Origin of the sequence: Curtobacterium sp. PhB78, assembly GCF_003751685.1 — a bacterium.
Taxonomy (GTDB): Bacteria; Actinomycetota; Actinomycetes; order Actinomycetales; family Microbacteriaceae; genus Curtobacterium.
In genome coordinates, this window is sequence record NZ_RKIA01000002.1 from 506647 (window position 1) to 517614 (window position 10968).

General features: G+C 70.9%; 13 protein-coding genes. 9 read left to right on the forward strand and 4 right to left on the reverse strand.

The features are described 5' to 3' along the window. Positions 1–256: 256 nt before the first annotated feature. Genes fliW through EDF53_RS06110 form a run of 4 tightly spaced genes read right to left on the reverse strand, consistent with a single transcriptional unit; the run spans position 257 to position 3417 of the window. The gene (fliW, locus tag EDF53_RS06095; RefSeq protein ID WP_123292713.1) at positions 257–625 is read right to left on the reverse strand and encodes a flagellar assembly protein FliW; all 369 of its coding nucleotides are present in this window, start codon (positions 623–625) and stop codon (positions 257–259) included. Further along, positions 622–1503 (reverse strand): flagellar hook-associated protein FlgL, encoded by an 882-nt coding sequence (gene flgL / locus EDF53_RS06100; RefSeq protein ID WP_123292714.1) that lies wholly within the window; start codon positions 1501–1503, stop codon positions 622–624. Before flgL ends, fliW begins: the two co-directional genes overlap by 4 nt. Before the next feature lie 2 nt (positions 1504–1505). Beyond that, positions 1506–2927, reverse strand: a complete 1422-nt coding sequence (gene flgK / locus EDF53_RS06105) for a flagellar hook-associated protein FlgK (protein WP_123292715.1) — start codon at positions 2925–2927, stop codon at positions 1506–1508. A gap of 4 nt (positions 2928–2931) precedes the next feature. Beyond that, a complete protein-coding gene (locus EDF53_RS06110) occupies positions 2932–3417 on the reverse strand; it encodes a flagellar protein FlgN (protein ID WP_123292716.1) in 486 nt (161 codons plus the stop codon). Positions 3418–3903: 486 nt separating this feature from the next. On the opposite strand from EDF53_RS06110, the gene EDF53_RS06115 reads away from it, so the two are divergent. The 9 genes from EDF53_RS06115 to fliF all read left to right on the forward strand — a co-directional run bounded on the left by EDF53_RS06115 (position 3904) and on the right by fliF (position 10966). Next, complete coding sequence (locus EDF53_RS06115) at positions 3904–4722, forward strand: sigma-70 family RNA polymerase sigma factor (protein ID WP_111086353.1); 819 nt, start codon at positions 3904–3906, stop codon at positions 4720–4722. A 117-nt stretch (positions 4723–4839) separates the two neighbouring features. Next, on the forward strand, positions 4840–5679 hold the full coding sequence (locus tag EDF53_RS06120; protein WP_181437623.1) for a flagellin: 840 nt from the start codon (positions 4840–4842) through the stop codon (positions 5677–5679). A 104-nt stretch (positions 5680–5783) separates the two neighbouring features. After that, positions 5784–7172: a flagellar filament capping protein FliD gene (gene fliD / locus EDF53_RS06125; protein WP_260215224.1), complete on the forward strand. Its 1389-nt coding sequence runs from the start codon at positions 5784–5786 to the stop codon at positions 7170–7172. A gap of 10 nt (positions 7173–7182) precedes the next feature. Then, positions 7183–7656: a flagellar export chaperone FliS gene (gene fliS, locus EDF53_RS06130; protein ID WP_123292717.1), complete on the forward strand. Its 474-nt coding sequence runs from the start codon at positions 7183–7185 to the stop codon at positions 7654–7656. Then, a complete protein-coding gene (locus EDF53_RS06135) occupies positions 7646–8002 on the forward strand; it encodes a hypothetical protein (protein WP_148058288.1) in 357 nt (118 codons plus the stop codon). Before fliS ends, EDF53_RS06135 begins: the two co-directional genes overlap by 11 nt. A 219-nt stretch (positions 8003–8221) precedes the next feature. Beyond that, a complete protein-coding gene (locus tag EDF53_RS06140) occupies positions 8222–8566 on the forward strand; it encodes a flagellar basal body protein (RefSeq protein ID WP_123292719.1) in 345 nt (114 codons plus the stop codon). Beyond that, entirely contained in the window at positions 8563–8958 is a 396-nt protein-coding gene (locus EDF53_RS06145) for a flagellar basal body rod protein FlgC (RefSeq protein ID WP_235035933.1), read from the forward strand. The genes EDF53_RS06140 and EDF53_RS06145 overlap by 4 nt, the downstream gene beginning before the upstream one ends. Continuing rightward, positions 8958–9293, forward strand: coding sequence for a flagellar hook-basal body complex protein FliE (gene fliE / locus EDF53_RS06150; protein ID WP_123292720.1), 336 nt, complete (start codon positions 8958–8960; stop codon positions 9291–9293). The genes EDF53_RS06145 and fliE overlap by 1 nt, the downstream gene beginning before the upstream one ends. Further along, on the forward strand, positions 9293–10966 hold the full coding sequence (fliF, locus tag EDF53_RS06155; RefSeq protein ID WP_123292721.1) for a flagellar basal-body MS-ring/collar protein FliF: 1674 nt from the start codon (positions 9293–9295) through the stop codon (positions 10964–10966). Before fliE ends, fliF begins: the two co-directional genes overlap by 1 nt. Positions 10967–10968 lie beyond the last annotated feature (2 nt).

Below are 10968 nucleotides of genomic sequence, written 5' to 3' on the forward strand. Positions count from 1 at the left end.
CAGGCTGCTGGAAGCGAGTCGGAGCGAGGGCCCTACCGCGACGATCTGTGGACAGTCGAGCGCAACCGCCTTGTGTGGAGGAACGAGGGCGCTCCATTCGTGTGCACCTTGCGACGATGCACGTGTTGATCACCTCGTGCTTTGTCGACTCATGCACACGCAACAGTTGCGTGCGCATGTTCCGACGAACCACGCGCCGATCGACTCGTGGATTGTCGCAAAACGGGTGCGGGCCCCCCGCAGCCCCCCGCAGCACCTACGCCCGCGCGAGCTCCGCCCGCAGCGGCAGGTCCTGGTCCTCCAGGATGAGCTGCGCGCCCACGGCGGTCCGGGCGTTCACGACGATCGGGGCGAGCAGGTTGACGGTCGTGCCGGACGCGCCGGGGTTCGCCACCACGAGCAGCATCGCATCGGCGGGGTCGGTCAGCTCGAGCCCAGCGGCCTGCTCGTCGGTGAGCTCGGGCGCGTAGGCCGGCAGGTGCACCGCGGCGTCGAGCACGAACAAGCGCGAGGAACCCCCGACGAGGGTGAACAGGCCCTCGGCGCCGTCCACCGGGGTCAGCGTGAACACGGGTGCGGGGGACAGGCCGAACGGCGGGACGGCGAAGGTCAGGGAGATGCTCATCGGAGGTAGTCCATCAGGGTCGGCTGCAGGACCTTCGCGGTGACGGCGAGGGCTGCCTGGTAGTTGGTCTGCTGCACCTGCAGGTCGAGGACGGCCTTGGCGAGGTCGACGTCCTCGATGCCGGCGCGGCGGTTCTCGAGCGAGACGGCTGCCGTCTTCAGCGAGTCCTGCGCAGCGAGGGCGGTCGCGTGCCGGACGCCGACGTCGGCCTGGGCGCCGCGGACGGCCCCGAGCGCGCCGTCGACGTCGTTGATCCGCGCGTTCACGTTCACCCCGTTCTGCAGGTCGCTGACGATGGAGTCGAGCACGCCGAACACGGACGACGCGCCGGTGCCGAAGACGTCGGCCCCGGCGGTGTCGACGCGCACGGTGGTGCCGTCGCCGATCCGGCGGGAGACGTCCGTGCCGGAGGCCGCCCACCCGGTCGCCGGGTCGTACGCGGCGGCGGCGGTCGAGGCGCCGGCGAAGACCGAGCGGGTGCCGTAGGTCGTGTTGGCCCGTGCCTCGAGGTCGGACTTCAGCGACTGGAACTGCGTGATGAAGGCGTCGCGGTCGGTGTCGCTCATGGTGCCGGAGTTCGCCGCCTGCACGGTCAGGTCCCGCACGCTGTTCAGCACCGAGTAGACGCTGGACAGGGCGCTGTCGGTGGTCGCGAGCCAGGCCACGGCGTCGTTCGCGTTGCGCGTGTACTGCGCGGCGGCGGCCTGCTCCTTGCGCACCTGCATCGACGACGCGGTGCCGACCGGGTCGTCGGACGGCTTCTGGATCGCCTGCAGCGTGGTGGCCTGCTCGGTCAGCTGCGCCACGCGCGCCGCACCGGTCTGCAGCCGTGCCGAGGCCGCAGCCATCGACATCTGGGTGGTCACCCGGGTGATCACGATCAGCCCCTCCCGACGAGTCCGACGCGGTTGATGATGGTGTCGAGCATCTCGTCGACGGCGGTCAGGACGCGTGCCGCGCCCTGGTACGCGTGCTGGTAGCTCAGCAGGTTCACGTTCTCCTCGTCGAGGTCGACGCCGGCGCTCGACTGCTGCTGGGTGCGCGCGTTGGTCAGGGCGAGTCCGGTGAGCGTCGACTCCGTCGCGGCCGACCGGGAGGCGGTGCCCACCCCCGCCACGAACGTCGCCCAGGTCGTGTCGGCGGCTCCAGGGCCCGTGCCGAGTCGCGAGAGCGCGTCGGCGAACGAGTCGTCGAGCTGCCCCGCCGCGTTCCGCGTCGCCAGGCCGCTGCCGTCCGTCGGGACGACCGAGAGGCCCTGCGCTGCGGGGACGCCCGCCGCGAGGGCGAAGAACGCGGTGCCGGTGGTGCCGGCCGGGGTCGTGCCGGTGGCGTGCACGGCGTTGACCGTGGTGGCGAGCTGGGTCGCGACGGCGTCGTAGGACGCGGCGGCCTGGGCGAGCGCGCCGCCCGTGCCGTTCGCGTTCGCCGGGGCGAGGACGGCGAGGGCGCCACCTATCGACCCGCCGCTGAGGGACACTGCGCCGGCGGTGCCGGAGGTCCAGGTCAGGGTGACCGCGGCGCCGTCGGCGAGGCGTTCGCCACCGCCGAGGGCGACGGCGCGGGCGTCGGTGCCCTGCACGAGCGGGTTGCCGCCGAGCAGCACGTCGACCGTGCCGTCCGCGTTGGAGCGGGTCGTCCCGCCGGCGAGCGTCGCGATCTGCTCGGTGAGCTGGTCGCGTTGGTCGAGGAGTTCGTTGGCGTTGCCGCCGGAGGCCAGTGCGGTGCGGATCCGCCCGTTCAGGTCGGCCACCTGCTTCGCGGCGTCGTTCAGCTGGGTCACCTGGCCGGCCGCGGTGCCCCGGACCGAGGACCACTGCGCGTCGACGGCCTTCGACCCGGCGGCCAGGGCGGAGGCGACGGTGCCCGCTGCGCCGAGGACGGCGCTGGCGGCACCCGGGTCGTCGGGGTGACTGGCGAGTTCGCTCCACGACGACCAGAAGGCATCGAGCTTGGCGCTCAGGCCGTCCTTGCCGGGCTCGTGCAGGCCGGTCTCGAGGGCGGACAGTGCCGTCGCACGGGCGTCGGCGTAGGCGGAGGACCCCGCGGCGACCCGGACGCCGACGTCGAGCGTCAGCGATGCCAGGCGGGCGATGCCGTCGACGGAGACGCCCTGACCGGCGAGGGCGGCGGTGCCGCGCATGAACCCGGTCTGCGTCGCGGGGATGGAGTTCTGCGTGACGCGCTGCCGCGTGTACCCGGCGGTGCCGGCGTTCGCGATGTTCTGGCCGATGACGTCGATGCCGGCGCGGGCTGCGGCGAGGCCGGAGTACGCGGTGGCGAGGGAGCCGAAGGTGCTGGCCACGGGGTTACAGGGTCCCCTCGAACAGGCGGGCGCCGTCGGAGCCGGGACCGGAGGTGCCCGAGGCGTCGTAGGTCGCGGCGGTCGTCACGGTGCCGGCGAGGGTCTCCTCGGTGGCCTGGGCGGCGGTGCGCAGGAAGCGGTCGTTCTCGTCGCGCAGGGCGCCGATCTGGGTGGTCAGCTCGACCATCGCGGTCAGGTGCGCGGCGAGGATCTCGCCCCACGGGCCGTTCGGCGCTGCGGCGACGACGTCGCGCAGGGGTGCATCGGCGGGGACGCCCCACTCCTCGGCGACCTCGGCACTCGACGCGGCGCGCTCGAGTCCGGTGCTGCGGAGTCGTTCGAGGACCTGCTCGACCTCGCGGCTGGCGTGCGACACCCACCGGGAACGGCCCGCGGTGAGCAGGAGCTGCTCCTCCTCGAGCTTGAAGGTGAGCAGCTCGAGCAGTTCGCGTTCGCGCCAGAGCACGGCGGACAGGTCGTTCACGCTCATCAGCTCCTCCCGTGTGGGTCGTCGTCGGGTGTTCGGGTCTTCGGGTCCACCATCCGGCGGACACCGAGACCTATCGACCGCGGGTGGTGGCGCGTAAGTGGAGACGGCTGGTCTTCGGCGCCGTGCTCGCAGGCTCGCCCGGAGGCATCCGGCATCGCTGGCGCGATGCGCACCAGCGGATGCCTCCCGTCCGGGGGACGGGAACGGGCGTTCTACCGAGTGGGTCCCCCCAAATGCCGACCGGGAAACACCGCGAATGCCCCCGCACTGGGGACGGATGAACCCCTGTTCAGGACATTGCCAGCCGATAGATTCAGAACGCACCACGAGGGCGACCTCGAACCGCGTCACAGGGGCACGGGGTGCACCGCTCGGAGGGAACCGGGCGGGTCTTCGGCGTACGCACCGGCCATCCGAGGCCGGCGTCCGTCGTGCCCAGGGACGGGTGAGTCGAGACAGTCACGTCAGGTCGATCAGGGGATCAGCATGGACCGCACCGCACGCAACGCGATGATCGTGGAGCACCTCCCGCTCGTGGGCTACATCGTCGCCGACGTCCGCTCCCGTGCCACGCACCTGGACCGCGACGACCTCGCCGCCGTCGGCTCCCTCGCCCTCGTCGCCGCTGCCGACGCGTTCGACCCCACCCTCGGCGTCCCCTTCGGCGCCTACGCCCGGACCCGGATCGCCGGAGCCCTCGCCGACGACATGCGCTCGGCCGACTGGGCGTCTCGTGGCACCCGGAAGCGGATCCGCGAGACCCTCGCCACGCAGGAGGCCCTGTCCGCCCGACTCGGCCGGAGCGTCGGCGTGCAGGAGGTCGCGGACGCGATGGGCGTCGACCGGCAGACCGCCTCGGACGCCATGAGCGACGCGGCCCGCATCGTCGCGCCCCTCGACGAGACCGTGCACGACCTCGTCGCAGCCGACCTGCCGTTGCCCGGCGACGACCTGCTCGAGACCGAGAAGCGTCGCTACCTGCGCGCAGCCGTCGAGGCGCTGCCCGAGCGGATGCGCTTCGTCGTCGAGGCCGTCTACTTCGGGGACCGCTCGGTGACCGACGTCGCCGCGGAACTCGGCATCACGCACTCCGCCGTCTCGCAGCAGCGCTCCGAGGCGATGCGCCTGCTCCGCGACGGACTGGCCGCCCACTACGGCGACGGCGGTGCCGCCGCCGAACCCGCCTCGCGCACCACCGCGGCCCGCCGGAGCGCCTACCTCGCACGCGTCGCGTCGAACGCCGCTGCCGGCGTCGCACGTGCCGTCCACGACGCGACCGCGCCGGTCGCCGTGGCGGCGAGCTGAACCGTCGACGGGTATTTCCGTCGATTCCCTAACGGCTCCCGGCACCCGGTCGAGAGTCATCCACGTCAGCCCACGGACGGGCTGTAGTACGACCCAGCATTCACGGAGGAAACCACCATGGGTATGTCCATCAACACCAACCTCTCGGCACTCAACACGTACCGGAACCTCAACTCGACGCAGAACGACCTGTCGAAGTCCCTCGAGAAGCTCTCGTCGGGTCTCCGCATCAACCGTGCTGCCGACGACGCGGCCGGTCTGTCGATCTCCGAGGGGCTGAAGTCCCAGGTCGGTGGCCTCACGGTCGCCGCCCGCAACGCGCAGGACGGCATCTCCGTCGTGCAGACCGCTGAAGGTGGCCTCACCGAGACCCACTCGATCCTCCAGCGCATGCGCGACCTGGCCGTCCAGGCCGGTAACGACTCGAACAACGAGGACTCGCGCAAGGCGATCACCACCGAGGTCGGCGAGCTCACCAAGGAGCTCACCCGCATCTCGCAGTCGACCAACTTCAACGGCATCAACCTGCTCGACGGCTCCGCCGGCACCGCAGGCGTCCTGAAGTTCCAGGTCGGCGCCAACGGCGACGCGGCGAGCCAGATCGACGTCGACCTGTCGAAGTCCAACGTGGAGTCCGTGTCGACCGCTGTCGGCGCCCTCACCTTCGACAGCGCGACGAACGCTCAGGCCGCCATCACCGCGATCGACGAGCAGATCAAGTACGTGTCCTCGGCACGTTCGAGCATCGGTGCTGTCCAGAACCGCTTCGACCACGCCATCAACGTGACGAACGTGGCCAAGGAGAACCTCACCGCTGCCGGTTCGCGCATCACCGACGTCGACATGGCCGAGGAGATGGTCAAGTACACGCGCGACAACATCCTCAGCCAGGCCGGCACGTCGATGCTCGCGCAGGCGAACCAGAGCACGCAGGGCGTGCTCTCGCTCCTGCGCTAGCACCCACGACGCCGCCTTCCGGGATCGTTCAGGCTTCCCGGGAGGCGGCGTCGCCCTCCTGACCATCCCCACGACGCCAGGGAGTGTCGACGATGTCATCGTCCGTGTCCTCGAGCACCAGCCTCGCGATCGACGGGCTCGTCAGCGGGCTCAAGACGACCGACCTCATCAACTCGTTGATGAGCGTCGAGGGCGTGCCGCAGACCCTGCTCAAGAACAAGCTCACGAGCACCAACTCGTTCATCTCGTCACTGCAGACGATCAACGGGTTGGTGCAGGCCCTCGCGACCAAGGCGAAGGACGCCGCCAAGGCGACCTCTCTCGACCTGTTCACGGCCACGAGCTCGTCGTCGGGCGTCACCGCCGTCACCGGCACGAACGCGAGCGCCGGGTCGCTGACGTTCAGCGTCGGCTCGACCGCGTCCGCCCAGGTCGGCGCCACCGCCGCGATGTCCACGTGGTCGGCCGCTGCCGAACCGATCACCCTGGTGGGTGCCGACGGCACGAAGACCACCGTCACGCCGTCGTCGGGCTCCCTCGACGACACGGTGTCGGCGATCAACAAGTCCGGGGCCGGCGTCACCGCCACGAAGGTCGCCGCGGGTGCGGCCGCCGACGGCACCAAGCTCTACCGGCTGCAGCTCACGTCCGCCAAGACCGGGGCAGCGGGTGGCTTCGAGGTGTACCGGGGGACCGCCGACCAGGTGACCGCCGGCACAGCGACGAACGTGCTGACCGAGGTCGGCGCCGCGGTCGTCGCCCAGGCGAAGGACGCCAGCGTCACGCTGTGGGCCGGCACCGCCGCCGAGCAGACGATCACGAGCGCGACGAACACGTTCACCGACCTGGTCCCCGGGCTCAGCGTCACCGTGTCGAGGGCCTCGACGGACCCGGTCACGGTCGGCGTCGCGCAGGACACCACGAAGGCCCAGTCCGTGGCGTCCGGACTCGTCGACGCGATGAACGCGGTCTCGGCCTACTACAAGACGAACACCGCGGTGACGAGCAGCACGAGTGCCACCAGTGGGTCGACGACCACGACCGCCGGGGTCCTGATGGGCGACGGCACCACGCGCGACGCCGTGCAGCGCCTGGGCAGCACCATGTCGGCGCCCGTCGGTGGGAAGTCGCCGTCGTCGATCGGCATCTCGATCACCAAGGACGGCAGCTTCACCTTCGACGCGGACGTCTTCCAGAAGGCCCTCGCCACCGACCCCGAAGGCACGCAGGCGATGCTGTCCGGTGTCGCCGCGAACGTGGGTGCCGCCGCCACCGCGGCGTCCGACAAGTACGACGGGTCCATCACCACGACGATCACCGGCCAGCAGGCGGTCGCGAAGGACCTCAACACCCAGATCGACAGCTGGACCGACCGACTCACGATGCGCCGCGCATCGCTCCAGACGCTGTACTCGTCGCTCGAGACCAGCCTCAGCAAGCTCCAGTCCCAGTCCAGCTGGCTCGCCAGCCAGCTCGCGGCGACGACGAGCTGACGGGATCACCATGACCTTCGACTTCCAGGCCGCAGCCTTCCGCCAGGCCGCGCAGCCCCGCACCGTGACCGACCAGCGTCGCGCCCAGTACACGAACGAGGCCGTCCTGTCGGCCACCCCGGCGCAGCTCGTGACGATGCTCTACGACCGGTTGCTGCTCGACCTGCACCGCGCCGAGGCCGCACAGACCAGCGCCGACTGGGACGCCGCCCGCGAGCAGCTGCTGCACGCGCAGGCGATCGTCGGCGAGCTGTCGTCCACGCTGCGGATCGACGTCTGGGACGGCGGCGAGGGCCTGCTCGCCGTCTACAACTACGCGTCGACGTCCCTCATCACCGCGAACGTGCACCGTGACGTGCAGGCGACGCGCGACTGCATCCGGATCCTCGAACCCCTGCGGCAGTCGTGGCACGACGCCGCCGCGTCGCTGCCGGCGACGCCGGCCCGCCAGCAGTCGACGGGCGGAGCCCTCGGTGTCGCCTGAACCGGCACCGTCGCGTGAAACGACACCGTCGCCCGAGCAGGAGGTGTCGCCCGAGCAGGTCGACCACCGCCTCGCCTGGGAGGCCCTCCTCGACTCCCTGGAGCACGACGCCGCCCGGCAGGCGGCCGACCCCACGGCCGTGGTGGGGTGGTCGGAGCCGGCCGGGCTGGGTCCGGTGCCGCGCGCGTTGGTGGGGCGTGCCTCCCGGCTGCTCGCTGCGCAGCGCGACCGCATCGCGGAACTGGAGTCGGACCGACGGGCGACGCTCGAGCACCTCGGTGCGCTGCGCGCCGTCGACGCGACCCGCGAGCCCCGTGGCGCGGTGTACCTCGACGCGTCCGCCTGACCCGCGCTCCCGCCACACCTGTTCCGCGACGAAGCACGCGTCGTTCGACGAGTGGTCTGTCGCAGAAGTGGTGCCACCCCCGTTCGGGGCGAGGGCTAACGCGGCCGGGGACGGGCACCGATAGCGCCACACGAGCACGGATCGCTCACCAGTTCGGCCACGGATCGGCCACCACCGCACGGCGACGCCCCACGGGCGACGCCTGACGAGGGGACCACCGTGTTCGATTCCGTGACGAGCGTCGCGCTGCAGAGCGCACTCGACGGCCTGTCGATGCGCCAGAAGGTGATCGCGAACAACATCGCGAACATCAACACGCCGAACTACCACGCCGAGAAGGTCCAGTTCGAGGACGCCCTGGCGAAGTCGATCACCGACGGCAGCGGGAACACCGCGCCGACGGTCGCCCGCAGCCTCGAGCCGACGAACACGAACGGCAACAACGTCAACCTCGACGAGGAGACGCTCTCCAACGTCGACACCGTGCTCCGGTACCAGTTCGCCACGCAGGCGATGAACTCCGAGCTCACGAGCGTCCGTGCGGCGATGCGGACGAACTCGTGACGACCTTCGACGCGATCGGCATCGCGAGCACCGGCATGACCGTGCACCGGAAGTGGCTCGACGCCGTCGCCGACAACATGGCGAACGCGAACACCGTGAAGTCGATGGACGACACCGCGTTCCAGGCCCGCTACGTCGAGGTCCAGGAGGGCAACGGCGTGTCCGGCGCCTACGTCAAGGGCGCCGCGTTCGGCAGCGCCGCCGGCCGCGTGACCTACGACCCGGACAACCCGCTCGCGAACGACGAGGGCTACGTCCGCATGCCGGACATCGACCTCGGCACGCAGATGGCGGACCTCATCATGGCCCAGCGCGGCTACCAGGCGAACGCCGCCGTGGTCGACCGTGCCAAGACCGCCTACGAGGCGGCACTGCAGATCGGGAAGAACTGATGCCCATCGACGCCGTCAACGGTGTGACCACCAACGCGATGACGAACGCACTGACCAGTGCGTCCGGCACCTCCAGCGACGTCACCGGCGCTGCGGGTGCGACCAGCACCGACGGCAGCGGGTTCGCCGCCAGCCTCGGGAACGCCGTCGACGGGCTGCAGGCTCTGCAGAGCGACTCGAAGACCCTCGCGCTCAAGGCCGTCACCGGCAACCTCGACGACATCCACGACGCGACCATCGCCGCCACCCGCGCGCAGGTCACGCTCGAGCTCGTCTCCGCCGTCCGCAACAAGGGCGTCGACGCGTTCAACGAGATCATGAGGATGCAGGCCTGATGCCCGTCGCCGTCAAGAACGTCTTCGCGCGCCTGTCCGCGTACGTGAAGGGCTTCTCCGCCGCCCAGCGCACCATCGCGATCCTGGTGATCGCCGCGCTCGTGCTCGGTGGGATCGCCCTGGCGTCGTGGCTCGGCAAGGCGTCCTACGCGCCGCTCTTCACCGGGCTGGCCGCCGCCGACGCGAGTTCCATCACCGACCAGCTGCAGACGGACGGTGTGCCGTACCAGCTCACCGACGGTGGCGCGACGATCCTGGTGCCGCAGGCGCAGGTGTACTCGGAGCGTCTCAAGGCCGCGTCGAACGGGCTGCCGTCGTCGAACGAAGGCGGCTACTCGCTGCTCGACCAGATGGGCGTGACGAGCTCGGAGTTCCAGCAGGACGTCACCTACAAGCGGGCGATGGAGGGCGAGCTCGCCAAGACCATCGGTGCGATGGACGGCGTGCAGACCGCGACCGTGCAGCTCGCGATCCCGGAGAAGTCCGTGTTCGTGTCCGAGGAGAAGGACCCGACGGCGTCGGTGTTCATCGCCACCGACAACGGCACCCAGCTGAGCACCGACCAGGTGCAGGCGATCGTGCACCTGACCAGCGCCTCGGTCGAGGGCATGCAGACCACCGACGTCTCGGTCGTCGACGCCAAGGGGCAGACCCTGTCCGCCGTCGGGACCGGTGCGACCGGCAGCGGCGCCGACCAGGCCGCCGACTACGACGCCGCCACCAGCAAGAAGATCCAGGACCTCCTCGACACCACCCTCGGCGCCGGCAACGCGACGGTCGTGGTCTCCGGCACGATGAACCAGGAGTCCGGCACCCGCACGTCGGAGAGCTACACGTCACCGACCTCCGGTCCGGTCGCGCTCAACGAGTCGAGCACCACCGAGCAGTACGGCTCGGGTGCCGCGGGCGCGTCGAGCGGCGCGACCGGGGTCCTCGGCCCGGACAACATCGCCGTGCCGAACGGCACCGCCACGAGCGGCACCGGTGACGGCGGCTACACCAACGAGTCGGCGACGAAGAACAACGCCGTCGACCACACCACCGAGACCACGCAGATCCCCTCGGGGTCCCTCGACCGGCAGACCATCTCGGTCGCGCTGAACTCGAAGGCCGACGCCGTGCAGAACGCGAACCTGCAGAGCATCAACGACCTGGTGTCGGCCGCCGCCGGCGTCGACCAGAACCGCGGCGACCAGGTCAAGGTCGCGATGATGGACTTCGACACCAGCGGCGCCGACCAGGCCGCGAAGGCCCTCGAGGCGCAGCAGAAGGCCGACCAGCAGGAAGCCCTGTGGTCGTCGATCCGCACCGCCGGCATCGTCATCGGCATCCTGCTCGCGCTCATCGCCGTCATGTTCGTCATCGCCCGTCGCAGCCGGAAGCAGGAGCGCGAGGCCGTCGACCTCGGAGAACTCGACGCCTTCGCCGGCGAGACCTTCCAGCTGCCCCTCGCGATGGACGGCGCCGCCGACCGCGCGACCCTCGGTGCCGGTGACGCCCCCACCGCCGTGTTGTCGACGATGCCCGCCGGTGACCCGCCGACCGAGGTGCTGACGACCGACGAGATCACGGCCGAGCGCCGCCGTCAGGACATCTCCGCGCTGGCCGAACGCGACCCGAAGCGCACGGCCGAGCTCCTGCGCGGGCTCCTCGACGACCGGGCACCGGTGTGAGC

Bases quoted from the DNA above. Each gene is read 5' to 3' on its own strand.
- EDF53_RS06110 (WP_123292716.1), bottom strand. From the start codon at position 3,417: ATGAGCGTGAACGACCTGTCCGCCGTGCTCTGGCGCGAACGCGAACTG.
- fliE (WP_123292720.1), top strand. From the start codon at position 8,958: ATGCCCATCGACGCCGTCAACGGTGTGACCACCAACGCGATGACGAAC.
- fliS (WP_123292717.1), top strand. From the start codon at position 7,183: ATGACCTTCGACTTCCAGGCCGCAGCCTTCCGCCAGGCCGCGCAGCCC.
- fliW (WP_123292713.1), bottom strand. From the start codon at position 625: ATGAGCATCTCCCTGACCTTCGCCGTCCCGCCGTTCGGCCTGTCCCCC.
- fliF (WP_123292721.1), top strand. From the start codon at position 9,293: ATGCCCGTCGCCGTCAAGAACGTCTTCGCGCGCCTGTCCGCGTACGTG.
- EDF53_RS06115 (WP_111086353.1), top strand. From the start codon at position 3,904: ATGGACCGCACCGCACGCAACGCGATGATCGTGGAGCACCTCCCGCTC.
- EDF53_RS06120 (WP_181437623.1), top strand. From the start codon at position 4,840: ATGGGTATGTCCATCAACACCAACCTCTCGGCACTCAACACGTACCGG.